This window comes from Stenotrophomonas sp. 109824_Sma (genome assembly GCF_056480025.1).
This window is the reverse complement of sequence record NZ_CM151078.1, coordinates 4,165,259-4,191,794: the sequence shown is the minus strand read 5'-3', so window position 1 is coordinate 4,191,794 and position 26,536 is coordinate 4,165,259. Positions and strand designations below refer to the sequence as shown.

Annotated in this window: 28 protein-coding genes; 15 read left to right on the top strand and 13 right to left on the bottom strand. The window is 65.1% G+C overall.

Going from position 1 to position 26,536, the window contains the following annotated elements:
• Positions 1–25: 25 nt before the first annotated feature.
• Positions 26–1,048, bottom strand: a complete 1,023-nt coding sequence (locus ACZK1G_RS19620; protein WP_158298012.1) for a hypothetical protein — start codon at positions 1,046–1,048, stop codon at positions 26–28.
• A gap of 692 nt (positions 1,049–1,740) precedes the next feature.
• Between ACZK1G_RS19620 and ACZK1G_RS19615 the strand changes: the two genes are divergently transcribed.
• Entirely contained in the window at positions 1,741–2,304 is a 564-nt protein-coding gene (locus ACZK1G_RS19615) for a P-loop nucleotide/nucleoside kinase family protein (protein WP_233490802.1), read from the top strand.
• A 140-nt stretch (positions 2,305–2,444) separates the two neighbouring features.
• Here the strand turns inward: ACZK1G_RS19615 and ACZK1G_RS19610 are convergent, their stop codons facing one another.
• From ACZK1G_RS19610 to ACZK1G_RS19600, 3 genes are all read right to left on the bottom strand, one after another.
• Complete coding sequence (locus ACZK1G_RS19610) at positions 2,445–3,005, bottom strand: fasciclin domain-containing protein (RefSeq protein WP_030002864.1); 561 nt, start codon at positions 3,003–3,005, stop codon at positions 2,445–2,447.
• Positions 3,006–3,182: 177 nt separating this feature from the next.
• Positions 3,183–3,434: a hypothetical protein gene (locus tag ACZK1G_RS19605; protein WP_030002865.1), complete on the bottom strand. Its 252-nt coding sequence runs from the start codon at positions 3,432–3,434 to the stop codon at positions 3,183–3,185.
• A 92-nt stretch (positions 3,435–3,526) separates the two neighbouring features.
• On the bottom strand, positions 3,527–3,772 hold the full coding sequence (locus ACZK1G_RS19600) for a hypothetical protein (protein ID WP_030002866.1): 246 nt from the start codon (positions 3,770–3,772) through the stop codon (positions 3,527–3,529).
• Positions 3,773–3,952: 180 nt separating this feature from the next.
• Between ACZK1G_RS19600 and ACZK1G_RS19595 the strand changes: the two genes are divergently transcribed.
• Both ACZK1G_RS19595 and ACZK1G_RS19590 read left to right on the top strand, forming a co-directional pair.
• The gene (locus ACZK1G_RS19595; RefSeq protein ID WP_030002867.1) at positions 3,953–4,384 is read left to right on the top strand and encodes a BLUF domain-containing protein; all 432 of its coding nucleotides are present in this window, start codon (positions 3,953–3,955) and stop codon (positions 4,382–4,384) included.
• Positions 4,385–4,677: 293 nt separating this feature from the next.
• Complete coding sequence (locus ACZK1G_RS19590) at positions 4,678–5,397, top strand: hypothetical protein (RefSeq protein ID WP_233490880.1); 720 nt, start codon at positions 4,678–4,680, stop codon at positions 5,395–5,397.
• A gap of 24 nt (positions 5,398–5,421) precedes the next feature.
• Here ACZK1G_RS19590 and ACZK1G_RS19585 read toward each other — a convergent pair whose 3' ends face one another.
• Positions 5,422–5,814 (bottom strand): DoxX family protein, encoded by a 393-nt coding sequence (locus ACZK1G_RS19585; protein WP_030002869.1) that lies wholly within the window; start codon positions 5,812–5,814, stop codon positions 5,422–5,424.
• Between the two features lie 117 nt (positions 5,815–5,931).
• Between ACZK1G_RS19585 and ACZK1G_RS19580 the strand changes: the two genes are divergently transcribed.
• Positions 5,932–6,351, top strand: a complete 420-nt coding sequence (locus tag ACZK1G_RS19580) for an H-NS histone family protein (protein ID WP_030002870.1) — start codon at positions 5,932–5,934, stop codon at positions 6,349–6,351.
• Between the two features lie 49 nt (positions 6,352–6,400).
• Positions 6,401–6,808 carry a hypothetical protein gene (locus tag ACZK1G_RS19575; protein ID WP_049443294.1) on the top strand — a complete coding sequence of 136 codons (408 nt, stop codon included), beginning with the start codon at positions 6,401–6,403 and terminating at the stop codon, positions 6,806–6,808.
• Between the two features lie 22 nt (positions 6,809–6,830).
• Here ACZK1G_RS19575 and ACZK1G_RS19570 read toward each other — a convergent pair whose 3' ends face one another.
• Positions 6,831–7,472 carry a glutathione S-transferase family protein gene (locus tag ACZK1G_RS19570; protein WP_049443295.1) on the bottom strand — a complete coding sequence of 214 codons (642 nt, stop codon included), beginning with the start codon at positions 7,470–7,472 and terminating at the stop codon, positions 6,831–6,833.
• A gap of 134 nt (positions 7,473–7,606) precedes the next feature.
• Between ACZK1G_RS19570 and ACZK1G_RS19565 the strand changes: the two genes are divergently transcribed.
• Complete coding sequence (locus tag ACZK1G_RS19565; protein ID WP_049443296.1) at positions 7,607–7,897, top strand: hypothetical protein; 291 nt, start codon at positions 7,607–7,609, stop codon at positions 7,895–7,897.
• 8 nt (positions 7,898–7,905) lie between these two features.
• Here ACZK1G_RS19565 and ACZK1G_RS19560 read toward each other — a convergent pair whose 3' ends face one another.
• Positions 7,906–8,709: an AraC family transcriptional regulator gene (locus tag ACZK1G_RS19560; protein ID WP_197622022.1), complete on the bottom strand. Its 804-nt coding sequence runs from the start codon at positions 8,707–8,709 to the stop codon at positions 7,906–7,908.
• Between the two features lie 7 nt (positions 8,710–8,716).
• Between ACZK1G_RS19560 and ACZK1G_RS19555 the strand changes: the two genes are divergently transcribed.
• Positions 8,717–9,667, top strand: coding sequence for a DMT family transporter (locus ACZK1G_RS19555; protein WP_182474400.1), 951 nt, complete (start codon positions 8,717–8,719; stop codon positions 9,665–9,667).
• Positions 9,668–9,681: 14 nt separating this feature from the next.
• On the opposite strand, the gene ACZK1G_RS19550 is transcribed toward ACZK1G_RS19555, so the two are convergent.
• Both ACZK1G_RS19550 and ACZK1G_RS19545 read right to left on the bottom strand, forming a co-directional pair.
• Positions 9,682–10,707, bottom strand: a complete 1,026-nt coding sequence (locus ACZK1G_RS19550; protein ID WP_101766136.1) for an IclR family transcriptional regulator — start codon at positions 10,705–10,707, stop codon at positions 9,682–9,684.
• Positions 10,708–10,965: 258 nt separating this feature from the next.
• Positions 10,966–13,800 (bottom strand): TonB-dependent receptor domain-containing protein, encoded by a 2,835-nt coding sequence (locus tag ACZK1G_RS19545; protein WP_049443299.1) that lies wholly within the window; start codon positions 13,798–13,800, stop codon positions 10,966–10,968.
• A gap of 557 nt (positions 13,801–14,357) precedes the next feature.
• On the opposite strand from ACZK1G_RS19545, the gene ACZK1G_RS19540 reads away from it, so the two are divergent.
• A complete protein-coding gene (locus ACZK1G_RS19540) occupies positions 14,358–14,810 on the top strand; it encodes a PA2169 family four-helix-bundle protein (RefSeq protein ID WP_101766135.1) in 453 nt (150 codons plus the stop codon).
• Positions 14,811–14,945: 135 nt separating this feature from the next.
• Here ACZK1G_RS19540 and ACZK1G_RS19535 read toward each other — a convergent pair whose 3' ends face one another.
• Positions 14,946–18,296 carry an autotransporter domain-containing protein gene (locus ACZK1G_RS19535; RefSeq protein WP_197622023.1) on the bottom strand — a complete coding sequence of 1,117 codons (3,351 nt, stop codon included), beginning with the start codon at positions 18,294–18,296 and terminating at the stop codon, positions 14,946–14,948.
• A 174-nt stretch (positions 18,297–18,470) separates the two neighbouring features.
• On the opposite strand from ACZK1G_RS19535, the gene ACZK1G_RS19530 reads away from it, so the two are divergent.
• The 3 genes from ACZK1G_RS19530 (at position 18,471) to ACZK1G_RS19520 (ending at position 19,736) form a co-directional block, all read left to right on the top strand.
• The gene (locus tag ACZK1G_RS19530) at positions 18,471–18,989 is read left to right on the top strand and encodes an SLOG cluster 4 domain-containing protein (RefSeq protein ID WP_049443301.1); all 519 of its coding nucleotides are present in this window, start codon (positions 18,471–18,473) and stop codon (positions 18,987–18,989) included.
• A gap of 91 nt (positions 18,990–19,080) precedes the next feature.
• The gene (locus ACZK1G_RS19525; protein WP_049443328.1) at positions 19,081–19,281 is read left to right on the top strand and encodes a hypothetical protein; all 201 of its coding nucleotides are present in this window, start codon (positions 19,081–19,083) and stop codon (positions 19,279–19,281) included.
• A 104-nt stretch (positions 19,282–19,385) separates the two neighbouring features.
• Complete coding sequence (locus ACZK1G_RS19520; RefSeq protein ID WP_049443329.1) at positions 19,386–19,736, top strand: VOC family protein; 351 nt, start codon at positions 19,386–19,388, stop codon at positions 19,734–19,736.
• 15 nt (positions 19,737–19,751) lie between these two features.
• Here the strand turns inward: ACZK1G_RS19520 and ACZK1G_RS19515 are convergent, their stop codons facing one another.
• Positions 19,752–20,381, bottom strand: a complete 630-nt coding sequence (locus ACZK1G_RS19515; RefSeq protein ID WP_101766133.1) for a TetR/AcrR family transcriptional regulator — start codon at positions 20,379–20,381, stop codon at positions 19,752–19,754.
• Positions 20,382–20,506: 125 nt separating this feature from the next.
• Between ACZK1G_RS19515 and ACZK1G_RS19510 the strand changes: the two genes are divergently transcribed.
• On the top strand, positions 20,507–21,979 hold the full coding sequence (locus tag ACZK1G_RS19510; protein WP_101766132.1) for an MFS transporter: 1,473 nt from the start codon (positions 20,507–20,509) through the stop codon (positions 21,977–21,979).
• Between the two features lie 11 nt (positions 21,980–21,990).
• On the opposite strand, the gene ACZK1G_RS19505 is transcribed toward ACZK1G_RS19510, so the two are convergent.
• The gene (locus ACZK1G_RS19505; protein ID WP_049443304.1) at positions 21,991–22,302 is read right to left on the bottom strand and encodes a KGG domain-containing protein; all 312 of its coding nucleotides are present in this window, start codon (positions 22,300–22,302) and stop codon (positions 21,991–21,993) included.
• Between the two features lie 194 nt (positions 22,303–22,496).
• Here ACZK1G_RS19505 and ACZK1G_RS19500 point away from each other — a divergent pair, with 194 nt between their 5' ends.
• Positions 22,497–23,981 (top strand): DUF4434 domain-containing protein, encoded by a 1,485-nt coding sequence (locus tag ACZK1G_RS19500; protein WP_101766131.1) that lies wholly within the window; start codon positions 22,497–22,499, stop codon positions 23,979–23,981.
• A 4-nt stretch (positions 23,982–23,985) separates the two neighbouring features.
• On the opposite strand, the gene ACZK1G_RS19495 is transcribed toward ACZK1G_RS19500, so the two are convergent.
• The gene (locus ACZK1G_RS19495) at positions 23,986–24,450 is read right to left on the bottom strand and encodes a MarR family winged helix-turn-helix transcriptional regulator (RefSeq protein ID WP_101766130.1); all 465 of its coding nucleotides are present in this window, start codon (positions 24,448–24,450) and stop codon (positions 23,986–23,988) included.
• Positions 24,451–24,499: 49 nt separating this feature from the next.
• On the opposite strand from ACZK1G_RS19495, the gene ACZK1G_RS19490 reads away from it, so the two are divergent.
• Both ACZK1G_RS19490 and ACZK1G_RS19485 read left to right on the top strand, forming a co-directional pair.
• Positions 24,500–25,411 carry a S41 family peptidase gene (locus ACZK1G_RS19490; RefSeq protein ID WP_049443330.1) on the top strand — a complete coding sequence of 304 codons (912 nt, stop codon included), beginning with the start codon at positions 24,500–24,502 and terminating at the stop codon, positions 25,409–25,411.
• A gap of 98 nt (positions 25,412–25,509) precedes the next feature.
• Positions 25,510–26,403, top strand: coding sequence for an NAD-dependent epimerase/dehydratase family protein (locus ACZK1G_RS19485; RefSeq protein ID WP_014038589.1), 894 nt, complete (start codon positions 25,510–25,512; stop codon positions 26,401–26,403).
• Positions 26,404–26,536: the final 133 nt, after the last annotated feature.

Below are 26,536 nucleotides of genomic sequence, written 5' to 3'. Positions count from 1 at the left end.
GGGTGAGTAGGAAACTTTTGTTGGATTACAAGCAGCAGGATCTGTATATAGCCTCAGACATCTCGTTGGATCGCTCTATCTGGTTGGGCTGTAACAGTTTGGAGAGCCTCGCAATGGACGCCGCCGATTGGCTGTTGGGTTGCGCGCGCTGATATGCGAGCCAGTATGCAAGGCTCTTTTCAGGGGATTTATCGGCAATGATCCCTCGGTCATGGATGTCAGCAAGGGCTTCAATCGAGTCGACGCTTCCCAGTGATACCGACTCACTCAGATAATCAATCGCATCCCTTCGATAATTGGTTATCCGCTCCGGATCCTTGAGCGCCTCAGTCAAGTCGCCAATGATGGCTTTCGGGTCTTTGGCGAAAATCAGTCTCGCTTCGACCGATCCTTGGGCGGCAGCAAGAGAGAGCCAATTCTCATCTCCGATTTCCGTTCGCCCTATCAGTCCTTGGCAGTGGTCAATCTCCTGTTCGATCTTCCTTGAGTACTGCTCCCCCAGGCCCACTGATGCGTAGGCCTTGTACTCATCGGCATCACCTGAGTTAAGCGCCCGCTTGCAGCTGGCAATGCGGTTGTGGATCTCATAGCTCGACTGGGCATCGCCCGCCCGTGCAGCCGCGATGCGCCTGTCAATGTATTCCGAGGCATCGCCTTCGTAGTGAGGTGCTTCGATCTTGAGCAGAAATGCCTTCCCACTCAAAGCCACTTTTGATTCGATGGATTGGGGTGGAGAACGCAAGGATTGATGAATGCTTGATTCAGATGCGACATCCGTTGGCGAAGTGCTTTTTTCACTGCGAGGAGCCTCATGCCCTTTGCTTCCTGTGACATCGGATGGTCTGCAGGCCAGCCAGGAAATGGTTGCGACTACGCCGATGACGACCATTCCATATCCGAGACTTCTACTCATCTTCACCTGATTCCTTTCCCTTGTCGTGGCAGAGCTTTGCGATGGGCTGGACCTCGGGCCGTGGTGATAACGGATTTTGGCGCTGATCCCCTGCCTCTCGATTCCCGCGGTTTCATATTGCGGGTTGATATTCACTGTCAACCAGAAATTTGTTGTGGCTGGCCACACTTGCTTCTTGCGTGTTCTCAGTCACGCATCACTGGACGTAAAGCGACAAATGCCCTTCTTCGGGAGGCGAGTGCATGAGTGGCAAAATGGCCATTCCGTGCCGCGGTAGCACTTGGCTTCGTTCGCTCGTTCGCCCGGCGGCGGCCGCCGCAGTTGCGATCTCATCGCGAAGGTTGCGCCCTCACTTCTGGTGCGGCCGCGACGCGATCGCGTTGACCGTTGGCCTTGGTGTATCTGTAGCGGAACTTCAGCCCACCGCCGGCGAGCTTCCGCACATCCGGGCAGCCCACACCATGCGACGCTGGATCCGAGGCCCATTTGACGATCGGCAAAGTGGCCAGTCCGTTCTCTCTGAGCATTCCCTTCATTGCGCCCATTGGCGATCGCTCGGCGGCCTTCTGTCAGCGGAAAGAGGTAGACAATGATGAGCGAAGATGGTCGCGCGGCCTGGGAAAATCAGCCGCTTGGTTTACAGCCGGAACGTCTGTGGTGACGCGTGGAGGCCCTGTAGAATCCTCAAAATGCTTCGGTTCCAGGTTCCAATCCTGGTGCGACCAGAAAATGGAAGACACTTGGGCTTCGGTCTCAGTGCCTTTTTTGTGCCGCCGGCAGAATTCACGTGGCGCAGAAGCGCGTGGCTGCCAGTGGTGTAGTCGAACATGATCGTCGATAACGCCATGAGGAATGGCTCAATCACTATGGCAACGATTCACCTGGTCGAAGGGCCCGTCGGTGCGGGCAAATCCACGTTTGTTGCCGAGCTGCGAAGTCTGCACACGGCGGCAGGATTCATTCTGGACGCGTGGTTCGTACGGCTGTACAGCCCGGACCGTCCCGCCGCCAACCTGATGGAATGGTATGCCGCAAGGAAGGCGCGTTGCATGGCGCAGATATGGATCACAGCCTGCGAAGTGCTCGATACGGGTCGCGACGTTGTACTCGAGCTGGGCCTGGTGGAGAGAGCCAGCCGCGAGAGCTTCTACGCGCAGGTCAGGGAGGCGGGCTACGATCTGGCCGTGTATCTCCTGGATGCCCCACGTGACGTTCGTCGTGATCGCGTCCGCCAGCGCAATCGGGAGAAAGGCCCAACGTTTTCCATGGATGTGCCGGATGCCTTCTTTGAGTTGGCGAGCGACCATTGGGAGCCCATGGACCAAACCGAATGCGAGATCTACGACGTCCAGGTAGTCACCTGGAATCCAGGGTCTGCTTCTGGTGGATGAGGGATATCAAGGCTGCCGGGCGCTTCAGGAGCGATGTGATGGCGTGTCATCTGCCCCGCAGCCGCGATTCTGGTTCAAGGAGGGCGACAGCGGCAGCCGCTACGCGACTGCCGCTCATGTGGACGTCCTGCTGCGTGCAGCTACTTCGGCATCAACACGGTGTCGATCACGTGGATCACGCCATTGGACTGGCCGACATCGGCAATGCTGATGCCCGCCTTGCCGCCCTTGGCATCGATGACCCACAGCTTGCCATCGTGCAGAGCGACGGTGAGCGATTCACCTTCAACGGTCTTCAGCATGGCCTTGCCGCCGTGCTTCCTGGCATCGGCCATCAGCTGCGCGGAACTGTAGTTGCCCGGCACTACGTGGTAGGTCAGGATCTTGGTCAGTTGTGCCTTGTTTTCAGGCTTCACCAGCGTATCGACCGTGCCGGCAGGCAGCTTGTTGAAGGCCGCATTGGTGGGCGCGAAAACGGTGAAGGGGCCGGCTCCATTGAGTGTATCGACCAGGCCTGCGGCCTTGACTGCCGCAACCAGGGTCGTGTGGTCCTTGGAGTTGATGGCGTTCTGGACGATGGTCCTGGTGGGATACATCTCCGCTCCGCCGACCATCACGGTGTTGGCGGCGAAGCTGGCTGAAGTGGCTGAAACGAGTACGGCGAAGCTTACGGTGGCGGCTATCCGCTGAAGAGCTTTCACGGCGTGTTCCTCTATGGGAGGCCCGCAAGGCGCGGGCATCCTACATACGCGCTGGCGCGGCCGTTGGATGCAGGTAGATGCGTCCGGGGCTTCCTGGCCTGGAGTGGCGATGCGTTGTAAAAGCCGAGTGAACGTCTGCTTCTGCCGGTTCGCTACGCAGTACGAGCCCGGTGTCCTTCAGCGGCGCGGATGGCGGATGTCCGATGGGCAGATCGAAAGGCGCGCGTTGCTGATGGCCTGGCGGACACCACAGGTGCGGCATGAGAGCACGGTTCCACCGGCAACGTGTTCCATCTCATGCTCGCCCCAGATGCTCGTGGATCCGCACGCAGTGCAGGTGGCGACGATCTGCAGTGCGCGGGCCAGCGTGCCCTGCTCTCCAGGCGTGTAGGTGAGATCGGTGATCTGAAAAATGCCGGTATGACTCATGGGAATGCCGGGATGGTGCCTGTTGACGAACGATAGAGCCAACCAGGTATCGGTCGTGTCGGTGCCGCGTTGATGGATGGTTGAAGTGCAGGCTATTCGTCGTTGCGTCGGTTGAGCTCTTCAAGCCGTGCGCGGCTGACTGACTGGTGATTGCCGCAGGTGGGGCAGCTGAGGGCCGCCGCACCGTCGAGATCGACCAGGCCATGGTTGGGAATGGCCCTGAATTGCCAGGAACACTTGATGCAGGAGCAATCGATCCGGGTGACCTGCAGCAGGGTGCCGTCCGCCCGCGTCACTCCCTCGACGCTGATTACGTAGAACTGTCCGATGTCACGCATGAAGATGAACGAAGCCCCTGAATCCGTAGGGCGCCCATCATGCTGTTTTGAGGGCCATCTGGGACAAAGGTGGTTTGATCGAATTCTGAAGAATTAAGAATTCGAGTGGCGGTGCGGACTTGTTCCCGGTGCTAGGGTATGAATAGGTGCCGTCCCGGCACATCCTTCAAGGCAGAAGCCATGCCCCTTCGGGCTGTTGTTTACGCAAGTCAGGTTGCCGCGGATCTCTCCGCGGAACGTTTGGAGTCGTTGGTAGCAGATGCCGCCAGGTTCAACAGGATGGCCGGGGTTACCGGTGTCCTGCTGCACGACGGAGATCGATTCGTGCAGTACTTCGAAGGGCCTGAAGACGGCGTTGCGAGTGTCTACGAGCGTGTGATGCAGTCGACGAGTCACACCGGCATCGTTGAGCTGGCGCGAGGTCGTGTGTCTTCGCGACAGTTCCCCTATTGGGCGATGCATCGGCTGCCCGCAGATCAACTGCTGGTGGGGAAGCTGGCGAGGGCGGATTGGTCGCGCTTCAAGAAGAGCGGGCCAGACGACATCGCCGGCTCAATGCGGGGAATCGACGTGCTGGCCGTTGCAGTAGCACCGTACGTTGAGGCCGCGTAGGGACTGAGCTGGTTCCAGAGATGGGAAGGCTCACGTCGCAGTGGGACAAGCAATCCAACGCCGCCCGAGTGAGAGTTGGGATACGAGGACTGAGCGCCTTCCGCACGGCGTTCCAGGGCGTTATCAGCATGTCCCCGTCCGCTTGCCGGGATCATTTCCGTATCCGGCGGCGTGCGCAGGAGTGAATACAGACCGCGGGGGGGGCGTGGTTGACGGCATGGTGTCGATCCATCGCCAGCACGCCCGTGTCACCGCGAGGGGGGGCGTCGACCACAGGTATGCTGGGCGTGCAGATGTTGATTCCGATCCCGACAGGAGACCGCATGATGCACAGTACTTGTACGTTCTTCCTTCTGGTTGCATTGCAATGCGTTCCGGCATTCGCGTCCGACGCTGGCGAATCACCCAAGCGCCCGTCTGTTGAAACCTTGAAACGCCTGATTGTCGACAAGGCACCGCAGACGCGCGTGCAGACACCGGACCATGAGCGGATCACTGCACGGCGCATCGACATCATCGATGACACGGGCGTGATCCGCATGACGCTGTCCGGCAAGACGCCGGCGCCGATCATCGATGGCCTGCAGTACAAGCGCGCCTTCAACGTGGCCGGCATGGTGCTGTATGACGATAAGGGCAGCGAGCGCGGTGGCTTCGGTACTGCCGATGTCGACGGTGGAATGGCGGTGCTGGCACTGGATCATCCGGCGATGGATGCGATCGGCTGGCGGGTCTCGCCGGACGGGGCGGTGAGTTTTTCGATCAACCAGGCGCCAAAGCTGATCCGCGAGCCTGCGCTGGGCAACAAGCTGATTCCCGGCGTGCAGGCACCGACCCGAATCGGCCTGGTGGTCGGCTCTGACGGCACGCCGGCCATTGCGTTGAATGACAAGGCCGACCGTACGCGGTTGCGGCTGACCGTCACTGCGGAAGGCTATGGTGCGATCGAGTTTCTGGATGCGCAGGGCAAGGTGATCCACACGCTGGCGCCAGAGGCCGAACTTCGCCGCTAGCGCGTGCCGACCACGGATCGACGCTTACCCGCGCCGCCCTCTGCCATCAACGCTGTAGCGCCCGGCCCCGGTGCAGGCCAGCAGCAGGAACCCACCGGCCAGCCCCAGGTTCTTCAGGAACATGATCTGCTGGGTCTGGTCGGCGAGGTTGTGGTGGAAGATGAAAGCGGTGACCAGGCTGAATCCCACCAGCACGATCGACACCAGCCGGGTCTGAAAGCCAAGCAGGATGCACAGGCCGCTGCCGATCTCGAAGGCGATGGTCGGCCACAGCAGGATGCCGGGCACGCCCATCGCTTCCATGTAGCCCTGGGTGCCGCTGAGATCGCCGAGCTTGCCCAGCCCGGAGACCAGGAACAGCGCCATCAGCAGGATGCGTGCAAGCAGGTAGGCGAGCGAATGCGATGAAGTGCTCAAAGGGATGTCCTCGGGGATGGCCGACGCAGGCGATCGGAGCCCACCGGCGGTGAAGCCCGTGTCTACGCGGAGGCAAGCCGCCTTGACACGGGCCGCGCGGCAGTAGACCTTTCCAGCATGACGATCGATATTGAATCGCTCAGCCTTCGGGAGCTGGGCGCCTTGGTGGTTGCCGCTGAACAGCGGAAACAGCTCATTTCCAACCGCCGTCCAGCCAGCGCGGTGCGGCGGATGTTGAAGGCCGCCGCGGCCGAAGCGGGGTATACCCTCGAAGAGCTGTTCGGTGGAGAGGCCATCGAAGCGGACGCACCCAGCCGGAAACCGGCACGGCGCAGAACCGGGAAAGTAGCCGCCAAATACCGTGATCCGGAGTACAAGCGACTGACCTGGTCCGGCCGTGGGCGCATGCCGCGCTGGCTGGCCTCCAAGGTCCAGAAGGGCTACAAGGTCACCGACTTCCTGATTCCCGGCCTGGCCCGGCCCACGGCGCGCAAGAGCAGTCCGATCGGCAAGCGTACGGTCTTCAAGAAGGATTGAGCCTGCCACGCTGCTACCCTGCCGGGGTCTTTGAACGAAGGAGCACGGGATGGCACACGATGGCAGCATGATGGTCTCGCCCAGAGTCCTCTACATCGCGGCAGGCGCTGCGGTGCTGGTCAGCGTGCTGGCCTGGGCGGTGGAATGGAGCGGAATGGCCTATGTCTGCCCGTACTGCCGCGTGCAGCGCACGGTCATCGGCGTGCTGGGTCTGCTGACGCTGTTCGCGCGCCCGGGCGGTCTCATCGTGCCCTGGTTGTCGTACACCGCAGGTGGCTTCGCGTTCGTGGTCGCGGCGATGCAGCACTTCAACGGCTGGAAGCGCATATCGGCGGGCGACTTCAGTTTCAACGATCAGTGGTACATCGATCCCTGGCTGTTGTCGGGCTGTGCGATGCTGATCCTGGTGGCACAGCTGACGCTGGTGCAGGCCGCCTGCCGGCGCAGGCGGCACTGAAGACCCCGCGCGGGGCGGAGCGCTAGGCGTTCTGGAATACCGCCAGCTGCGCGGCGAAGGCGCGCTGGTAGGCGGGCCGCTGCGTGGCCCGGGCCACATAGGCGGCCACCTGCGGGTACTCGTCGAGCAGGCCGCTGCTCTTCAGGCGCAGCAGTACCGAGACCATCATCAGGTCGCCGACGCTGAACTCGCCGTCCAGCCATTCCGCCCTGGCCAGCCACGTCGACAGCTGTGCCAGCCGCGTCCGGACCCGCTCATCGAGCATCACCTGCCGCTGCCCATACCAGGGTTGCTCGCGCTCAAGCACCCAGGCCATGGAGCGCTCGACGATGGGGGGCTCTACCGTGCTCAGTGCAGCGAACAGCCACATGATCGCGCGCATGCGGGCGTCCGGGTCGCGCGGCAGCAGGCCGGCATGCTGCTCAGCCAGATGCAGGACGATGGCGCCGGATTCGAACAGGGTCCGGTCGCCCTCCTGCCAGGTGGGAATCTGCCCGAACGGATTCCGTGCCAGGTGCGCGGGCTGCTTCAGCTCGGCGAAGCTGAGCAGTTGCACGTCATAGGCTACGGCCAGTTCCTCCAGTGCCCAGCGCACGCGCATGTCGCGGGCCAGGCCCTGGCCGCGGTCGGGGGAAGTAGCGAAGGCGGTGAGGATCGGGGGCATTGGAGCGCTCCTGCAGGCAGAGGGGCCTGCTTTTCCTGTTCCGACGAACAACGGGGCGGGAATTCGACACTCGAGTCTGTGCCCGTGTGCAGGTCACGCCTACAATTGCCAGCTTCCTTCACCGGCAGGATGCCATGCGCGGTCATTCCCGTTTACCACCCTTCTGGATGCTGGCCTCGGCGCAACTGCTGATCGCGGTGATCCTGGCCTCATCGTGGTTCTACGTGAATGCGAAGGCTGTCCTGGCGGGTCCGCCGAACCCCGATCAGTACGTGAACACCTGGGACTTTCAGATTGCGGTGTTCCTGTTCTACTGGCTACCCGCAGTGCTTCTGTTCATGGGCATTCTGCTGGGCATCGAACGGTTGGCGCTGGCGCCTCGGTATGCACGCCAGAAGGCCGCTGCCAGGCAGGATGCCAACTGACGCCACCTCTACCCGGCCCGATGTTGCTTCCGATACTGGTCGGGTGTGCACTGCGCGTGCCGCTTGAACATTTCGGCAAACGCGCTGACGCCTGAATAGCCCAGCTCCTCGGCGATGCGGCTGATCGGTTTGCGTGTGCACAGCGCCTCGGTGGCGCGCACGAACTTCACCCGCCCACGCCAGTCGCCGAGTGACATGCCCAGTTCACTGCGCGCCATGCGCTCCAGCTTGCGCACGCTCATGTGATGCCGCTGCGCGATCTCGGCCACGGATTCGGCCGTGGACAGGTGTTTCTCCACGTATGCCATCACCTGCTTCAGTGCATCACTGCTGGCGATCGGCAGGAAGCTGGGCAGAACGGCGGCGTTGATGATCTGGTCGATCACCACCGCGGCCATGCGCCGTTGGCCAGGCGTCTGCGGATCGGTCACGCCCTGGCGCGCCAGTTCGTGCAGCAGTTCACGCAGAAGGGGCGTGACCTCCAGCGCCCGGCAGCGCGTGGGCAAGCGGCGCGACAACGCTGGCGACAGGTAAGCCGATCGATAGGCCAGCACCGATCGGTTGCGCGAGTAGTGGGCCACGCCAGGCGGAATCCAGAGCGCATAGTGCGGCGGGGACACCATCCAATCGCCCTCGATCTTCATTTCCATCACGCCCTGCGCAACGAAGTTGAACTGTCCCCAGGGATGGCTGTGCGTGCCCCAGTCGGTGGGTTCCATCGCACCCTGCCGGAAGTAGATCGGGCCGGGCAGCTGGCGGAAGGTGGGGATGGGTTCCAACGGTTGCCGCAAGCCTGGGTCGGAGTGGCGCATTTTCGGGATGTCCTTGATATGCGCCAAGCGTACGCTGGCCATTCCCCCGCGTACACCTGCCGTCTTGAACTATCTCTTCCCGATCCTCGCCTGCCTGCTGTGGGGCGCCAACACGATTGTCACCAAGCTGGCCTCCGGCTCGGTCGGTCCCATCGACATCGGCTTCTTCCGCTGGCTGGTGGCCGCGATCATCCTGCTGCCCTTCGCATGGCCACGGCTGCGCGGCCATCTACCGATCGTGCGCGCCAATCTGGGGCGCTTCCTGGTGCTGGGCTGCCTGGGCGGGGTGATGTACCAGTGCCTGGCGTACTATGCGGCGCACTTCACCTCGGCCACCAACATGGGCGTGATCCAGGCGCTGATTCCGTTGATCGCGCTGGCGCTGTCACGTCTTTTCATGGGCCATCCGGTGCGCGGTGCCGCCATCGTCGGTGCGGTGATCTCCACGGTCGGTGTGGTGGCTGTGGTGTCGCAGGGCGACCTGGCGCGGCTGGCGGTGCACGGCCTGAACCGCGGTGATGCGATCATGCTGATCGGCGCGTTGGCATTTGCCGCCTACAACGTGCTCATGCAGCGCTGGAAGATTCCGCTGTCGGTGCTGGAGTCACTGTTCCTGCAGGCCACGGCCGCATCGCTGATCCTGTTGCCACTGCAGCTGCTGGTCGGCAGCGGGGTGAACAACCTGACCGCTGTGGGCTGTATCGGTTTCGCTGCCGTATGTGCGTCGATCCTTGCACCCCTGACCTGGATGACCGGTCTTTCGCGGTTGGGTGCGGCGCGCGTTTCGGGCTTCTTCAACCTGGTGCCGATCGTGACGGCCGCACTGGCGGTGCTGCTGCTGGGCGAGTCACTCAGCGGATGGGTGCTGGGTGGCGGCCTGCTGGCGGTGTCGGGTGTGGTATTTGCTGAGTTCAGTGCCAAGCGCGCGACGCAGGCCACGGCGGAATCGCAGGCGTAGGCTGAAATGGGCGATCAGGCGTGCTGCGCGGTCGCCAGTGCCTGTTCGATCCGCAATTCCAGGGTATCGCTGTCGTGGCCGCGCTTGCCCTGCAGGCTGAGGTACAGCGACAGCGGGTCGATCACCGCGCCGACGCCGGTGAACGCCGGTGGATAGGCCCATATCTGCAACCGCACCTGCTGCGCGCAACCGGGGGCGACCGCCGGCTGCGCAGCAAGCGCGCGCCAGGCATCGATATGCAGTGCACGGGTGGTCACCACCGCTGGCGATCCGTCCGCGTCCAGTGCATCCCGACCTGCACGCGGCGCGGGTTGGCGCGCATCGGCCAGCAGGGTACCTACCAGGTCCCAGCAGACATCGACTTCTTTCAGTACCGGTGAGCGCAGGAAGGGTTGCGCCCTGGCCCAGACATCACGGCGATCGCCTGCCAGGCGCAGGAAACGTTCGCGGCCGCCCGTGGAGCGTTCGGCCAGGCCGCGCCCGACCAGCTCGGCGGACAACCGCGATGCGGTCATCGAGGTATAGCCTGCGGTGGCACTGATCTCGCGGGGCGACCACCAGCGCGGCTGCCCGGACAACAGTACGTGGATCAGCACGGCCTGCGCCGAAGGCAGCAGCGAGATCGCCTTCTTCTCGTGGTCGGGCGCGTCGCGGAACTCGATGGCCAGGCTCGGTGCGAACAGCTGTGCGTGCGGCACCACGAAGTCGATGTGGTTCTCGACCAGGAAGCGTCGCTGTGTCGGGGTGAGGTAGGGCGAGACATACAGCACCAATGCGTTTGCTGCCGAGCGCAGGCTGCGTACGTCCTGGATGACGCGGCTGCTGGACTCGCCCGGCTCGCGGGCCACGGCGAGCATGGCAGGGGTTTCACCGTACAGGGTCAGCTCGGCGATGTGGTAGCGCGACGCCATCGCGCGCGGAATGGCGTGTGCCACCGTGACCGGATGCACCGCCGAGGCAAGCCCCGGCAGGACCCTGCGCAGGTAGCGCTGCGCGTCAGCGACCAGGTCGGCCAGGCCGGTGCGAACTGCCGTTGTCATCTCGTACTTCCCTAGCAACGGTCTGACCGGCATTGACGCACCGGGCCGTACCATTGCATGCAGTGGTGAACCTGGAGACGGGCATGCAGCATCGGTGCGCGTGGCCATCCATGCGGTCCAGCTCCCTTGCCGTCATGACATCAGTGTTGCCGGAAACCTTGGAGATTCCGTCGAAGAACGATGGAGATTGGGTGGAGGAAGTGTGCAGCGTGGCCGGTGGACTCCCCTTCCGCCGGCCACGCGCACGGCCCGTTCAGGTCAGAAGCGCTGCGAGTACTTCACGTACACGGTGCGGCCGATATCGAACCCTCCGTAGTAGGGGAAGGAGCTGGACGGCTTGGAGAACATGATCGGTCCCTGGTGGTTGAACACGTTGTTCGAACCCAGCGCCACGGTGCCGTCCCACGGCAGCTTGTAGCTGACCTGGATGTCATGGAAGGCGTTGCCACCCACCCTGCGCTGCGCATCCGGTTCGCCATAGGCGTAGCGGTCGGGCAGGGTGCAGGGGCGATTCGGCACGCAGCTCTCCACCATGCCGGAGTAGTAGCGCAGGGTGTACTGGGTAGTGAAGTTGCCCAGCTGCCAGTTCACGCCGAGATTGGAGCGCAGGCGGAAGATGCCCGGCTGGCCGACGCGGCCCATCATGATCGTTTCGCCGGCCGAGTTCTGGTTCTGCTCGTCGTAGCTGGAGACGTAGCTGTTCTGGAGGTCGAGGGTGAAACGGCCGAACGAGAATTCCGGCAGCCGGTAGCGGATGCCCAGGTCCCAGCCTTCGGTTTCCATGGCGCCGAGATTGGCCAGGCCATAGAACATGCTGGTGATATGACCGTCGCCCGCGCGCTTGACGCTGCCGCAGCGCGGCGCATTGCCGAGCACGTAGCAGTCACGCAGGATGCGGTCGACGCTGTCCTGGATGATCATGTTGGTGATCTTGTAGCTGTACCAGTCCAGGTTGATGTCCAGCCCGTCGACCCAGCGCGGGCTCCAGACCACACCCACCGTCTTGCTCTTGGACTCTTCCGGGCGCAGCTTCGGGTTGGAGCCGGTGGTGAACTCGTCGGGGGTGGCACACGGGTAGCTGGCGCAGGGCTTGAGACTCTGGTTCAGCTGCTGGTAGCCCAGCGGAACGCCGGCCGCATTGCATGCCGCATTGCCGTTGACGCTGTTGGTGGCTCCCGTGCCACAGGGATCGACGTAGGTCTGGAAGCTGGTACCCAGCCCACCGTAGAGGTCGGAGATGCTCGGTGCACGGAAGCCCTCGGCGAAGGTGCCGCGGATCATCAGCTCCTCGATCGGGCGCCAGGCAAAGCTCGCCTTGGAGTTGGTGGTGCTGCCGAAGTTGCTGTAGTCGGAATAGCGCGTGGCCAGGTTCACGGTCAGCTCCCTGGCGAACGGCAGGTCGCGCAGCACCGGCACGTTCACTTCGGCAAAGAATTCATTGAGGCTGTAGTCGCCGGCGGTGGTTGATGCGCCCAGCGCGGTGCTCTGGCGCGACTGTGCGAAGGCGTCGGGCACGAAGCGCCCTTCTTCCTTGCGGTACTGGTAGCCCAGCGCCACCGACAGCTCGCCGGCGGGCAGGTCGATCACCGGGCCGGAGATGTTGGCGAAGTAGCTGCGGGTCTTGGTGATGCCGGTATCGGTGAAGGTGGGGAACAAGAAGCGCTGCAATTCGGGGTCGGAGAGAGAGCCTGCCCCCGCGACACCGAATGGCAGCAAAGGATTCCAGGCCAGGCAGCCGGAGACCGGCGATGCCGCCGTGCCACACCGTGCCACGCCGTTGGCATCGAGGTAGGAAGCCCCCAATGCCTGCCGGGAAGCGATCAGGCTCATGTCGCCACGGCCTGTTTTTGTGACTTCATTGCGGTTGAACAGAGCGCCCACTTCCCAGTCGTAGGCCTTGGTGGCCAGCTCGAAATAGCCGGACAGGCTGGGGGCGATGCGCAGTGACTTCAGCTTGCTTTCGGTGGTGCGCGGCAGCTCCCACAGGCGGCGGTTGAACTCGACGTTGCGCCCGACCGGGTTGAACACGCTGCCGGCCGACAGCGGCGTGCCGAACTTGGTGGACTGGTACGGGTAGCCTGCGATCTGCTGGTCGGTGATGCGCTCGTTGTAGCCGATGTCGGTGCTGAACTTGATCTGGTCGGTCAGCGCATAGTCGGTGCTGAGGAACAACGAGCGGCGCTCGATGCCGGTCTGCAGGTGCATCTGATCGTTGCCATTGGCGAACTCGGCCGGGGTGATCGGGTGGTAGTCGTTGGGGTTCTTCGGGTTGCCGCCAGGGTTGAGCGTCTTGAACACGGCATCGCCGGTGTTGCACTTGTAGAGCGCGGGGTCGCACCAGGAACCGTTCTGGCTGATGTTGCTCCAGTCCGCGCCGGGATAGTCGGGGCCGGCACCGCCATACTTCGAGAATGAACGGTCGCGCGCGAACACGGGATCGGACTTCTGGTACTCCAGGGCCAGCGTGTAGCCACCGCGCTCGCCGCGTGCGCCGGTAACCAGCGAGAACGTGCTGTCCTTGCCGTCGCCCTGGCTGAACTGGCCGTGCTGCACGGAGACTTCCAGGCCGTCGTAGTCCTTGCGGGTGATGATGTTGACCACGCCGGCGATGGCATCGGAGCCGTACAGTGCGGAGGCGCCGTCCTTCAGGACATCGATGCGCTCGACCGCACTCATCGGGATCTGGCTCAGGTCCTGCAGGCCGCCGGTGGTTGCCCCCAATCGCTTGCCGTTGACCAGTACCAGCGTGCGGGTGGCGCCGAGGTTGCGGATGTCGGCGTAGTAGCCGCCGACATTCTCGCCGGACGCCAGCGCACGCGCGCGGGAGATGGCCGGTGAGCCGGTGGATGTCAGGTTCTGCAGCAGGTCGGCAATGGTGGTGAAGCCCTGGTGCTCGATCATCGAACGGGTGATGGCGATGATCGGCTGTTGGGTTTCGATGTCCACGCTGCGGATGGCCGAGCCGGTGACCTGGATGCGGTCGAGGTTCTTCGGTGTCTTGTCGCCGTCGGTCTGTGCGTGCGCGGCCGGTGCCCAGGCAGCGGCCAGCGCGGTGCCCACTGCCAGCGAAAGCAGGGTGTACGAGTGATGCATTTGGCTCTCTCCAAATCCAGTTGTATGGGCTCCGCACATCGCTGTGTCGAAACCGATCTGAAACTCCGCTATGCGGAATCGAGAGGAACCTAACATTCCGTTTACACGTCAATTACGTTATGGACGCGTTATCGTCAGCGCGCCGCGCCGTTGGTCGTGCACGAGGCATCCACGCTCCGTCCACGGGACGGGATGCTGCTCTGCATCAGTCTGCCTCTGAACCCATAAACGATGAAGGAGACGTTGCATGAATACCCCGGGAAAACCGAAGCCCAGTTGGCGGCAGTGGCACGTTCTGCTTCTCGTTCTGGCGATCGTGCTGGTGATCGCATTGCTCGTCGTCACCGCGCCCTGGTGAATGCCGGACTGTTTGCTCAGTTCCCGCGAACGTTGTCGGGTCCGTGCATGAAGAAGTCAGTAAGTGTTGTGGATGGTGACGCGCGGATCAATCGGCGCTCACCCTGGGCCCACATCCCCAACGCCACAGTGGACACGCAGGCAACGCAGATGCGTTTGCCGGTTTCCCACAGAATTTCAAGCGAACAGGAGTGATTTCCATGAGCACCCAGTCCACCATCGAGCATCGCCTCAACGACCTGATTGAAATCGCCCGCGATGGCAAGTCCTTCTATGAAGAAGCCGCCACCAAGGTCAAGGATGCCGAGCTGTCGGCACTGTTCACCCGCATTGCTGGCGTCAAGGGCCGCATCGTGGCGGCGCTGAGCGGCTCGGTGGCCGCCAGCGGTGGCAAGCCGGCCGAGCATGGCACTGTGGTCGGTTCGATGCAGCAGTTCTATGGCAAGGTGCGTGCTGCCTTCGGTGACACCAACTATGGCTACGTGGCCGAGCTGGAAGAATCGGAGGACCGCCTGCTGGGCGCGTTCAAGGACGTGTTGAAGGACAACGAGCTTCCGCCGGCGGTACGCCAGGAAGTGACCCAGTTGCTGCCCGAAGTGCAGGAGTGCCACAACGTCATGCGTGCGCGGAAGCATGCGATGCAGGCTGCCTGACGGTTGAAGGCGGCCTTCTCCCCGGGGCCGCCGCGGCCGGGGCAGTACGCTGCCCCGGCCACCTTTCCCGGTGTGGCATAAAAAAGGGGCGGCCGTGAGGCCGCCCCAACGCTTCAAGCGCACACTGCTTCGGAATCAGAAGCGCACGGACCAGCGTGCGTTTGCACCGTGGTCGCGACTTTCGCTGCCGAACTGGCCGCTGTAGCCCAGCTCCAGCTGCTGTCGCGGTGTCAGCCAGGCTGACAGGCCGAGCTCTGCCACCACCGCGTTGTCGGCGATCGGTGCGCCGCTGACGGCGAAGGCGGTGCCGCCGTTGGCGAAGGCGAGGTTGGCAACCTGGCTGCGATCCCCCGAGGCACGGCGATAGCCGACGCCACCGCGCAGGTGCAGCCAGCTATCCTGCTGGAACGAAGCCTTAAGCCCCTTGTCGAAGCGCACGCCGGCGGTGGCGATCGTGGTTCCGGTGTCGTCCACCTTGCCCTGCAGCGCCGCCGCTCCGCCGCGTTCGTTGATGCGCTTGAGGTCCACTTCCACGCGCGCCACCTGCAGGTACGGTTCCAGCCCCGCTTCCGGGCCACCGAAGCGGTAACCGGCTTCGATGAAGGCCTGGCGGGTACGGGCGTCGTAGCGCGCGCTCAGGCTGTCACTGAAACCTGCGAAGGCGACATCACGCGTACTCTTCACCTCGTGCTTGCTCCACGCCACACCACCGCGCAAGCCGAAGCCGCCCCAGTTGTGGCTGGCATAGGCACCGAAGTGCGTGTTGTCGATCTTGGACTTGGCGCGGCGGTCCTGCTGCTTCACGTCGGTACGGCCGGTGCCGGCCAGAACGCCAACCTGCCAGCCGGAGAACTCGCGGTCGATGCCGACCAGCAGGCCGTTGCTGTTGGCTTCGGTGCGGGCGGTATTGAAGTCACCGTCCAGCTTGCTGTTGCCACCGATGGCCTGCACCCATGCACCCGTCGCATCACCCGCGTCGGTGCCGGGGGCCGCAGCGCCGGCACGGCGTGACAACGCGGCATCGCGCACGTAGCGGCTGCCCTCGACCAGGGCGATGGCCGTGGCCGGATGCAGCTCGCCGCTGAGACCGTCGAGCACGCCACCCACCTGCTGCGGGAACAGCTGGGTCAGCGGCTTGGGCAGGCCCTGGGCGATCGGCAGCAGGTCAGCCACCGCCGCCACTGCACGCTGGTTGGGCGTATTGGCAGCCGTGGTCAGCGAGGCGCCACGGGCGACATCGATACGCGTGCCATTGGCCCCGTAGGCCAGGCTGAACTGCAGGAAGGGCGAGAACGCGCTGAAGTCGGTCTTGGCGAACTGGCCGCTGATGCCGCCGTCGGCACGCAGGAAGTTGAACTGTTCGCCGAGGTAGTACACGCCCGGTTCCGGCAGCGCGACCAGGGTGCCGCCGAGAGTGGCGGTGCCGGTCACATGCAGCTGGTCACTGCGGCCACCCGGTGCCAGCTCCGCTGCATAGACGCCGGTGGCGCCCTGCACGTAGTTGCCGTTGATGGTCAGCGTGCCGATCGAGTTGCCCGGCGCGATGATGCCGTCCACGCGGGTGTTGCCGAGCGTGCCGACGCCCTTCAACAGGCCATTGGCGCCTACCGTGGTGGTGCCACCGGTCTGCGTGCCGTTGAAGGACACCACGCCGCCGTTGACCACCAGGTTGCTGTTGTTCAGTACGCCGCTGGCGCTGACCGTGCTGACGCCACCGGTGCTGGTCAGGGCGGTGGAGACCAGGCTGCCGTTGAGCAGGAACCGGCCACCCTGGACCTCGACCGCCGACGTGAGCGTGTTGGCGCCGTTCAACTCCAGCGTACCGTCCTGCACCACGGCGCCGTTGAAGCTGTTGTTGCCGCTCAGACGCAGCCAGCCGATGCCGGATTTGGTCAGTTTGCCGGGGCCGCCGATATCATTGGTCCAGTTGTCCCAGGCATCACCTTCCCAGACCTTCAGGCCGCCGGCCTTCTGGTTCATCACCACGTTGGTATCCACGCGCAGCGAGCCATAGCCTTCGATGGCCTTGCGCAGGTCGACCATGCCCCAGCCGTAGATCGCGTCGATACCCGGCGCGCCGAGATCGCGTGCGGTGGTCAGCAGCACGTCGCGGACCTGGGCGTTGTCCAGGTACGGGAAGCGCTCCATCAGCAGGCCGAGAGCGCCGGTGATGTGGGGCGCGGCCATCGACGTGCCGGTCTTGGTGCCGTAGACGTAGTTGGTGTTCTCGCTGTCGATGATCAGCCGCACGTAGGCGGAGGTGTTCTCGATGCGGCCCTGGATATCGCCGGAGACGATAGTGCTGACGATGTCGGTGCCGGGGGCCGATATGCACCAGTTGGCGGCAACGCCGCAGATGCTGGAACTGCCATCGATCACGTAGTCGGTTTCACCTGCGGCGGCATTGGGCCTGCGGACGTTGGCGACCGCCAGCCAGTACGGTTCCAGTTCGGGCTTCCAGCGCGGCATCGAGGCGGTGATGCCGGCAACCGCACCGCTGCCGTTGCCGGCCGACCACACCTGGATGAGGGTGGAAGCCGGGGTATCGCCGTTGCTGGTGTAGATGCTGCCGTACACGCCGTAGTCGGCACCGATGCTGGCGTACTGCTGGTCCAGCGCGGCGGCGGTCATGTTGCGGGTGGAAATGCCCCAGCTGTGGTTGATGGCGCGTACACCCTGCGCCTGGATCTGCGCATACATGTCCAACGTGGCGGCGTCATCCGGATCGGTGCGGTACACCGCGCGCGGGCGATAGAAATTGTCGGGGTCCAGGCGCCACTCATAGTAGGTGTCACCGAACACGCGGGCGGCGGTGAGATCTGCACCAAAGGCCACGCCATGCATGCCGGTGCCATTGCGGTTGGCGCCGATGGTGCCAAGCACATGCGTTCCATGGTCGGCGTAGCTGAAGCCATAGGGCTGGCCGGCGGCGATCAGGCGTGCCGCGAGTGCGGCCGGAACGCCGGCGCCGAGTCCGTAGTAGTTGTAGCCGGGCTGTTCGCCGCGGGTCTGCCCGCAGGCACCGGTACCTGCGACGACACCTGGCGTCGCGCAGTCGGCACCGATGGTGATGCTGGAGGTATTGCGTCCTGCAAACTCTGGATGCGCAAGTGCGGAGCCCGAGTCGAACAGCGCCAGGCGCACGCCCTTGCCGGTCAGGCCGCGTGCATAGGCGTAGTCGGCGCCCATCGCACCCAGGCCCCAATCGGCGTTGAATTCATCGCTGCGCCAGCTGGCCGGATCGCCCGGGTTGCCGAGAACGGCGGTGCTGCTGGCGGCAGGTGCAGTGGCCGTGGCTGCAGGTGCCGTGCTGGCAGCGGGCTGCGCCCACGCAGCCTGCAGCTGGCGTTGCTGCTGCCAGGCATCAAGTGATTCGCTGGCCATGGCCGGCAATGCGGCGGCCAGCAGCAGCGAACTGGCGACGGCAAGCGCCAGCGGGCGGTGCGACAGGGAGCGGGACGAACGGCCGTACAGCGGGTGATTCATCGGACAACTTCCTTGGTTGACGGACAACAAGGCCGTTAACGCCAAGGCATGGCGAGATCCCCCAGTAATGTGAAGGGATTTTTATGAACGTGTTAATGTTTTGTGATTGGTGCGTGGCGTGGCTCCGCCATACAGAGCACCGTGATCTTTCCTTCCGAGGCCCTGGAACCGTCCATGCGTACTGAATTCCGTAAACCACAGTTGGCGATATTGGGTAGTGCCGATCCTGGCAGCGACGCGTTCCAACGGGCAGCTGAAGCAGGGCGTTTCCTGGCCATCCAGGGCATCACGGTCGTCAGTGGCTGTGGCAGCGCCGCTACGCGCGTGGCTGCCGAGCAGGCGATCGCCGCCGGTGGCCAGGTGCTCAGCGTCATTCCGGAAAGCAGCATGCCGCCGGCCGATTGGCCGGCCACGGTGGTGGTGCCCTGTGGCATGGGGGATGCGCGCAACCTCATCATGGCCCTGGCCGGTGATGCCTGCATCGTGATCGGCGGGCGTGCCGGCACGATCTCGGAGGTTTGCCTGGCCTGGCTGCACAAGCGGCCGCTGCTGCCGCTTGTGGGGACGGGTGGCTGGTCCGACGCGCTGCCGGACAACCCACCGGACGAGCGTGGCAATTCGCCGATCCTGCCGTGGCGCAACATTGATGAGCTGGCCGAGCAACTGCGTGTCCTGGGGTTGCTGCAACGCTGAGTCGAGCCGCATCTGCCTTCACCCAACGCCCCGTGTGCAGCGCTAAGGTGGCCGGGCCTGGGCTCACCAGGCTTATCAAGGAGCGATGTCGATGCGTACTTTCAGGAAAGTGATCGCCGGTGCCGTGTTCGCGTTGGCCTGCAGCGGCTCGGTGGCCGTGGCCGGACCGATTCCGCCCTGCGATCTGCCCTGCTGGAAGGCCTATCAGGCGTGTGTATCCGGCGGTGGTGATGCCATGGAATGCCAGTACGAATACGATCGATGTGTCATGGAGCGCTGCGGCGCGGTGTAAGCCCAGCCATGATCGGCTGATGACGGGCCCCGTCGGTGACGGGGCTCTTCTGTTTGCGCGCAGGGTCGGGCACTCTCGACGCATTCTTCATGGTGGAATGGAACATGGCCGTCAAGCGCGTCGTCGCCAACATCGCCACCCCCGACCCCGTGCGTGCCGCTGCGTTCTACGGCGAACTGCTTGGCATGCCGGTGGTGATGGACCATGGCTGGATCGTCACCCATGGCGGGCAGGGCAGTGCGCTGGCGCAGGTCAGCTTCGCCAGCGAAGGGGGTTCCGGCACACCGGTGCCGGACCTGTCGATCGAAGTGGACAACCTGCAGGAGGTGCTGGAGCGCATGCGCGCGGCCGGCATCGGGCTGGAATATGGCCCGGCCGACGAGCCTTGGGGCGTGCGGCGCTTCTTCGTCCGCGACCCGTTTGGTCGGTTGTTGAACATCCTCGCCCACGCCTGAGCGACGGCCAGCGCTTCAGCGCCGCGTGCCGCCACGCTTCGGGGCCGGCGACACGCCGACCATGCGCAGGCAATCGGCCACCACCGCCGCAATGAAGGTGTCGGCGTCCTGTGCTGGTGCAGCGATCAGATCGTCGGTGGCGCCGTGCACGCCGGCATAGATCAGCGAGGCTGTGACCTGCGGTGCCGGCAGCTGCCAAAGGCCCGCGTTGACACCTGCTTCGAGGATGCCGAGCAACTGCTGCTGGATCGCGTTGCGCTCGGCATTGCCGCGCTGGTGGTGGTGATGGTTGGCATACACGACGTCGTGCAGCGCGTGCGTGCGGACGTAGGTCACGATGTTGGCGCGGATCCAGGCGCGCAGGCGCGCCACGCCATCGTGGGCAGGCTGCTGCTGCACGGCGTGGTCGACCTCGGCCATGAACTGCTGCGTGTAGCGCTGTGCCAGCGCCTGCAGGATCTCGGTGCGCGAGGCGAAGTAGGTATAGAACGTGCCCTTGGCCACGTCGGCGGCGGCCACGATGTCGCTGATGGTGGTCGCTTCCACGCCCTGTGACAGGAACAGCGCCTGCGCGGCGTCCATCAGCTCTTCCTGGCGGGTTTCAGCGGGTTTGGTACGGGGCCTGGCGGCAGCGGGGATCTGCATGGGGCGGGGTCCGGGTGCGACGGTGCTCATTCTAGCCGTCCTCCCGCATTGACTGACCGCCAGTCATTGACCGACGGTCAGTCAGTCAACTACGATGCGCCCACATCCTCCCCCGGGATCTGTACATGCAACGCTTCCGACGGCCGGCTTTGGTGCTGGCGGCCTATCTGGGCACCTTCCTTGCTTCGCTGGACATCAGCATCGTCAACGTCGCGCTGCCGACACTGCAGCAGGCACTGCACACCGACATGGCGGGACTGCAGTGGGTGATCAATGCCTATGCCATCGCCCTGTCGGCGGTGATGCTGTCGGCGGGACCACTGGGTGACCGCTACGGCCACCGCCGCATGTGGTTGCTCAGCGTGGCGACCTTCATCGCAGGCTCGCTGCTGTGTGCCTGCGCTGGCAGCCTGCCGGCACTGGTGGCGGGGCGGGCGGTGCAGGGTGTGGCCGGTGCCCTGCTGATTCCCAGTGCGATGCCGATCCTCAGCCATGCATTTCCCGAAGCACGCCCGCGTGCACGCGCGATCGGTGGCTGGTCGGCGTTCAGCGCGCTGGCGCTGGTGCTGGGGCCGCTGCTGGGCGGTGAACTGGTGCAGCGCGCCGGTTGGCCCAGCATCTTCCTGATCAACCTGCCGCTGGGCCTGCTTGCATTGGCGTTGGGGGCCTGGGGCATTCCGGAGCGGCGGCATCCGCAGCACGCCGCGCTGGACCCGGTCGGGCAGCTGCTCAGCATTGTCGCGCTGGGTGCGCTCAGCTATGGCCTGATCGCGATCGGCGAGCGCGGGCCGCTGGCGTTTGCGACGCTGCTGGCACTCGGCATCGCGGTATTGGGCCTGGCGCTGTTTGCGTCGGTCGAGCGTCGCGTGATGCGGCCGCTGCTGCCGCTGGACCTGTTGGCGATGCCTGGCTTTGGCATGCTCAACCTGGCCTCGTTCGTCCTTGGATTCACCGCCTATGCCAGCCTGTTCTTCCTGTCGCTGTTCTTCCAGCAGGCGCAGGGCCACGATGCGGCGCAGGCGGGCTCGCAGCTGGTACCGCAGTTCCTGCTGATGGGCGTGGTGTCATTGTTGTTCGGCCGTCTGGTGGCACGCATCGGGCTGCATACCGCGCTGGTGTCGGGGTATGTACTGACCGGCGTGGCCCTGTGTGCGATCGCCACGTTTGCGCCGGGCACGGGACGTGGCCACGCCAGCGCCCTGCTGATGCTGCTCGGCGTTGGCATGGGCCTGGCGGTGCCGGCGACCGGTATGGCGGTGATGGCCTGTGTCCCCGTGGAGCGGGCTGGCATTGCGTCGGCCACGATGAACGCGCTGCGCCAGGCGGGCATGAGCCTGGGCATTGCACTGCTGGGCAGCCTGATGGGCCTGCGCGCGGTGCGACAGTTCGCTGCGGCCGCGCAGGCGGCAGGGCAACCCGCAGTGGCCGCACAGGCGCGCGCGCTGATCCTGCAGCCGTCGTCATTGCTGCCAGGGGCGCAGACGCTGGCCTGGTACCGCGGCGCCATGGCCAGCGGTTTCGGCTGGGCGATGGCCGTCGCCGGCGTGCTGGCCCTGCTGGCGGCGCTGGGTCTGTACCGCCAGCGCCAGCGCGCTTGAGCCCGCCGCAGTCAGCCCTGCTGGCGTTGCGCCCCCTCCTCCGTGGTTGGCGAAGGTTCGGCCACGTGCTGCTGTTGCTGCTGCCGTGCATTGGCGTGGCGCGCGTGCCCGCCTTCGCGGCCGATCGCTGCCATGTGCTGGCGATTGCGGCTGATCGCCTCGCCGCCCTTGCGGCCTGCCACGCGTGCCTCGGCCGGGCTGAACTCATGTGCATTGCCGGACGCATGCGCGGCGCGTCCACCCTTTGCGGCGATCGCGCGCTGCTTGTCCTGGTCCATCGAAGCGAAGCCGCGATGGGAGGTGCCGTGATGCTGGTCAGCCATGTGAAGGCTCCCGGTGCATGGAAGGGAAGCTCATCCTTGCGCGTGCCCGGCTAAGGGAGTGTCCGCGCCGGCGGCGCGGGCTTCACGCCACACCGCACTGCCTTTCACGGCGCAGCTACACTGCTGCGAGGCGGGCGCGGCTTGGCTAGGATGGGCCGGCATGCCGGATGGCAACCCAGACAGGAAAGGACACCATGAACAGATTCGGATGGCTCGCACTGCTGGCCTGCGCTGCGCCGGCCCATGCGGACAACGTATTGCTGAGCGGTAGTTTCGTCCACTTCGGTTACTCGTCCACCGATGAGCAGTTGCCGGCGGCACAGTTGCCGATGTTCCTCGATGAACTGCAGGACCTGGGCAACGACACGCTCATCATCGGCCAGACCCGCGCCACGCGTGCCGGCGCGGGCTGCGCCAGCAGCGCGCAGGATTTCGAATGGATCGCCGGCTTCCCGGCCAAGCTGGGAACGGTACTGGACGCCGCCGCGGCGCGCGGGATGAAGGTCGTGGTCGGCACCACCTACAGTTCGGGCCAGTGCGCGACGTTCTGGCAGGGGGCGAACGCCGCAGCGGTGGCGCAGGATGCAGCACAGTCAATGGCGCTGCTGGCCCAGCACTACGCAGCGCATCCGGCATTCGGCGGCTGGTACATCACCGATGAGCCCGCGCAGGTGCCGGCCGATCGTGTGTCCTTCTACCGCGCGATCGTCTCAACACTGAAAGCGGCGACGCCGTCCAGGCCGGTGATGGTGGCGCCCTATCTGGCGTCGTCCAGCGTCGACCCGGCCAGTGTGGCCAGCGCTGCAGCGCGGTTCCGCACCGCCACGGGGGTCGACGTGCAGATCTGGCAGGACGGCATCGGCGCGGCGTCGCACGCGAAACTGTTCCAGTGGGATCGACCGGGCTACTCCACCGAGCAGTACTACCAGGCGTTGTCGGCGCAGCTGGGCGCCAGCGCCGTGTGGGCCGACATCGAGCTGTTCAACCATGGCAGCCCGCTGTTCCTGGACACCGGCAACGGCCTGTCCGGTGCATACCGGTCGGCGTCGGTGCAGCGCATCAACCAGCAGTTGTGGAGTGCGCGTTCGGCTGGCAAGCGCGTTGCCTGGCTCAACCAGTACCACATGTCCGAAGTGGTCGGCCCCGGCCAGGGCTACGGCGAGGCGCCGCGGATGATGAACACCTATCGCGGGTTGTACGGGTTGGGTGCCTCGTACCTCGTCGATCCGGTGCAGACCACCTATCGCTACAGCGTGGCGCCGGCAGCCAGCTATCCCGACAGCAGCGGCCATGAGTTGTTCGACCGCCGTGTAGGCGACCCGCGCAATCCGATGGACGCGGGCTGGGTAGGCGTGCACGGCAACGTCAGCATCACCATCGACCTCGGCCAGCGCCGACGGGTCGACTGGATCGGCCTGCACACGATGACCCGCCAGGCCTGGGGCATCGTCACGCCGACGTCGGTGCAGGTGATGTGCGCCGAGCCGGGAACTGCCGCCGTCCCGATCGGCACGCTGTCGGCACCCTTCACCCAGTCCGGCGTGATGGGCTCGACCGAGGAGGAGTACGTGCTCGGCAATGCAGTTCCCCTGGCCGCGCAGTGCCGCACGCTGGAGCTGCGCGTGGCCAACGGCAGCTGGACCTTCCTCAGCGAGATCGAGATGGCCGCAGAGCAGTAGCGCTTCAGCGACGGCGGGCGTCCTGCAGGCGCTGTGCGAAGGGCCGTTGTTCGAGCGCCACCAGTGCTTCGCGCAGCACCTGCTCCAGCGACTGGCCCAGATCGGCATCGAGGCTGCGTGCCGCCACTGCGGTGGCCTGCCATTGCGCCTGCAGCACAGGCGTCGCGCGCTGCGCGCGTGGGCTCAACTGCAGGATGCGTTCGCGCCCGTCGTCACCGTTGGCAGTGTGCAGCCAACCATCGCGCACCATCGCCGCCACGGTCTGGCTGAGCGCAGAATGGCTGAGCCCGCAGGCCAGCGCGAGGTCCTTGATCCGGCAGGGGCCCTGCGCCATCAGCGTGCGCAGCACCGGCGTGTAGCGCGGCCGGTAGTCCAGGCGCAGGTCCTGGTAGGCCTGCTCGACGGCCGGGTCCAGCTGGTCGAGCAGGGCGCGCAGCAGGGTACCCAGCGTGGCGTGTTGGAGATCCATGACCGGGATGATATATAAGCACTTATATATCTTCAATGCGGGGTGGATGATGGCGGTCTCCTGGATGCTCGGCGCGTTGCTGGCGGCGGCCTGCCCCGCGCAGGACGGGGTCCTGCAGGCGGCCGCCAGCGCCGTGCAGGCGCAGTACCTGGACGAGGCGCAGGGCGCCCGCATCGCCGACGCCCTGCGCAGCTGGTCGACGCAGCAGCGCTATGCGGACAGCTGCTCGGATCCTGCTGCGTTCAGCGCACGCCTGAACCAGGACCTGGACATGTTCGATGGCCACTTCCACGTTGAACGCGTGGACGCGGCGGCCGGCCAGGACGACTGGTTGATGGCCTGGCGCGCCGATGCCCGCAGCAACGGCGCCGGCGTGCGCGAGGTGCGGGTGCTGGAGGGCAACGTTGGCTACCTGCGGTTGAGTACCTTCTATCCGCTGGATCTGGCGCGGCCGAAGCTTGCTGCGGCCTTCATGCTGCTGGCCGACACCGATGGCCTGGTGCTGGACCTGCGCCAGAACGGCGGCGGCGACGATGCAAGTGCCGATCTGCTGGTACGGACGCTGCTGGACGCGAAGATCGGCACGGTGCAGCAGCTGGACCAGCGCGGCCGGCGCACGCCGGTACCGCTGCCGCCGGCGAGCCTGCCCGCCTACCTGAAACCGCTGGTGGTGCTGATCGACCGCCGCACCGGTTCGGCCGCCGAGTTCGTCGCCTACTCGCTGCAGGCCTTGGGTCGCGCGCGGATTGTCGGCACGCGCAGTGGCGGCGCAGCGCATATGTTTGGTGATCCTGTGCTGCTGCCCGATGGCTATCAGATCAGCATTCCCGACCGGCAACCCATCAATCTGCGCACCGGTGGCAACTGGGAAGGCACCGGCGTGAGGCCTGATGTGGCCGGCGGCGACGATCCGCTGTTCATCGCGCGGCAACTGCTGGCGCCTGCGAAGTCGTCAAGATGAACGCACGATTGCATGGCTGTCCTATCGCAGATGCGCGAATGCATGCCTAGAATCGAGGCATCCCGGTAGTTCCCGGGCGCTTCGAGTGAATGGACTCAATGAAGATTCTGTTGACCGGCAGTTCCGGGCGCATCGGGCGCGCGATCTTCGGTGCATTGGCGGCCGCCCACGAAGTGGTGGGGCTGGACCGCAGCCCGTTCGCCACCACGCGCATCATTGCCGATGTCACCGACCGCCAGGCCGTCGCACGCGCGGTAAAGGGCGTGGACGCGGTCATCCATACCGCGGCCCTGCATGCCCCGCATGTTGGCCTGGTGCCGGACGCGGTGTTCCAGCAGATCAACGTGGAGGCAACCGCGCACCTGCTGCAGGCCGCACGCGAAGCCGGCGCACGGCGTTTCGTGCTGACCAGCACCACGGCGCTGTACGGCCATGCCGTGGTAGCCGGTGGCTGCCGCTGGATCGACGAAGACACCGAGCCGCTGCCGCGCACGATCTACCACCGCACCAAGCTGCAGGCCGAGACCCTGGCTGAAGCTGCCGCCACGCCGGGCTTCAGCGTTCGCGTGCTGCGCATGGGCCGGTGCTTCCCGGAACCGCCCGAACGGATGGCGATGTTCCGCCTGCATCGCGGCATCGACGCCCGCGATGTGGCCAGCGCACATGCTGCACTGCTGCTCGACGAAGGCGCCCGTTTCGCCCGCTACCTCGCCTGCGCGCCGACGCCGTTCCGGCGCGAGGACTGCCTGGAACTGGCCACCCACCCGCGCAGCGTGCTGGCCCGCCGCGCGCCGCAGCTGCTGGCCGAGTTCGAACGCCGTGGCTGGCCGCTGCCATTGAGCATCGACCGTGTCTACGACAGTGCCCGCCTGCGCAGCGAGCTGGGCTGGCAACCGTGCTTCGGGCCGGACGACGTGCTGCAGCAGTACGCCGTCGGCAGCATCGAGGTGCTGCCGCGCGCGCAGTGGATCAAGGACCGCGTGGCCGAGTGAGGGCATCGCGACGGGCGGGTAGCTGAGTCGACCCTGAGCAGATTCAGGAATGTGCAGGCCGGTCGCCTCAACCTCGTTGGCGGGCGGCCGCTAACCCGGTGCGCTTCCAGCGCCGGGCCCGCCCGGCGGCCGG

What these genes read in the sequence shown, in the direction of transcription:
- ACZK1G_RS19530 (WP_049443301.1), top strand. Translation starts at nt 18,471, where the DNA reads ATGCGTACTGAATTCCGTAAACCACAGTTGGCGATATTGGGTAGTGCC.
- ACZK1G_RS19555 (WP_182474400.1), top strand. Translation starts at nt 8,717, where the DNA reads ATGTCCTTGATATGCGCCAAGCGTACGCTGGCCATTCCCCCGCGTACA.
- ACZK1G_RS19500 (WP_101766131.1), top strand. Translation starts at nt 22,497, where the DNA reads ATGAACAGATTCGGATGGCTCGCACTGCTGGCCTGCGCTGCGCCGGCC.
- ACZK1G_RS19570 (WP_049443295.1), bottom strand. Translation starts at nt 7,472, where the DNA reads ATGCCCCCGATCCTCACCGCCTTCGCTACTTCCCCCGACCGCGGCCAG.
- ACZK1G_RS19540 (WP_101766135.1), top strand. Translation starts at nt 14,358, where the DNA reads ATGAGCACCCAGTCCACCATCGAGCATCGCCTCAACGACCTGATTGAA.
- ACZK1G_RS19545 (WP_049443299.1), bottom strand. Translation starts at nt 13,800, where the DNA reads ATGCATCACTCGTACACCCTGCTTTCGCTGGCAGTGGGCACCGCGCTG.
- ACZK1G_RS19605 (WP_030002865.1), bottom strand. Translation starts at nt 3,434, where the DNA reads ATGAGTCATACCGGCATTTTTCAGATCACCGATCTCACCTACACGCCT.
- ACZK1G_RS19520 (WP_049443329.1), top strand. Translation starts at nt 19,386, where the DNA reads ATGGCCGTCAAGCGCGTCGTCGCCAACATCGCCACCCCCGACCCCGTG.
- ACZK1G_RS19535 (WP_197622023.1), bottom strand. Translation starts at nt 18,296, where the DNA reads ATGAATCACCCGCTGTACGGCCGTTCGTCCCGCTCCCTGTCGCACCGC.
- ACZK1G_RS19565 (WP_049443296.1), top strand. Translation starts at nt 7,607, where the DNA reads ATGCGCGGTCATTCCCGTTTACCACCCTTCTGGATGCTGGCCTCGGCG.
- ACZK1G_RS19575 (WP_049443294.1), top strand. Translation starts at nt 6,401, where the DNA reads ATGGCACACGATGGCAGCATGATGGTCTCGCCCAGAGTCCTCTACATC.
- ACZK1G_RS19560 (WP_197622022.1), bottom strand. Translation starts at nt 8,709, where the DNA reads ATGCGCCACTCCGACCCAGGCTTGCGGCAACCGTTGGAACCCATCCCC.
- ACZK1G_RS19505 (WP_049443304.1), bottom strand. Translation starts at nt 22,302, where the DNA reads ATGGCTGACCAGCATCACGGCACCTCCCATCGCGGCTTCGCTTCGATG.
- ACZK1G_RS19615 (WP_233490802.1), top strand. Translation starts at nt 1,741, where the DNA reads ATGATCGTCGATAACGCCATGAGGAATGGCTCAATCACTATGGCAACG.
- ACZK1G_RS19510 (WP_101766132.1), top strand. Translation starts at nt 20,507, where the DNA reads ATGCAACGCTTCCGACGGCCGGCTTTGGTGCTGGCGGCCTATCTGGGC.
- ACZK1G_RS19495 (WP_101766130.1), bottom strand. Translation starts at nt 24,450, where the DNA reads ATGGATCTCCAACACGCCACGCTGGGTACCCTGCTGCGCGCCCTGCTC.
- ACZK1G_RS19595 (WP_030002867.1), top strand. Translation starts at nt 3,953, where the DNA reads ATGCCCCTTCGGGCTGTTGTTTACGCAAGTCAGGTTGCCGCGGATCTC.
- ACZK1G_RS19600 (WP_030002866.1), bottom strand. Translation starts at nt 3,772, where the DNA reads ATGCGTGACATCGGACAGTTCTACGTAATCAGCGTCGAGGGAGTGACG.
- ACZK1G_RS19550 (WP_101766136.1), bottom strand. Translation starts at nt 10,707, where the DNA reads ATGACAACGGCAGTTCGCACCGGCCTGGCCGACCTGGTCGCTGACGCG.
- ACZK1G_RS19590 (WP_233490880.1), top strand. Translation starts at nt 4,678, where the DNA reads ATGTTGATTCCGATCCCGACAGGAGACCGCATGATGCACAGTACTTGT.
- ACZK1G_RS19525 (WP_049443328.1), top strand. Translation starts at nt 19,081, where the DNA reads ATGCGTACTTTCAGGAAAGTGATCGCCGGTGCCGTGTTCGCGTTGGCC.
- ACZK1G_RS19580 (WP_030002870.1), top strand. Translation starts at nt 5,932, where the DNA reads ATGACGATCGATATTGAATCGCTCAGCCTTCGGGAGCTGGGCGCCTTG.
- ACZK1G_RS19490 (WP_049443330.1), top strand. Translation starts at nt 24,500, where the DNA reads ATGGCGGTCTCCTGGATGCTCGGCGCGTTGCTGGCGGCGGCCTGCCCC.
- ACZK1G_RS19515 (WP_101766133.1), bottom strand. Translation starts at nt 20,381, where the DNA reads ATGCAGATCCCCGCTGCCGCCAGGCCCCGTACCAAACCCGCTGAAACC.
- ACZK1G_RS19485 (WP_014038589.1), top strand. Translation starts at nt 25,510, where the DNA reads ATGAAGATTCTGTTGACCGGCAGTTCCGGGCGCATCGGGCGCGCGATC.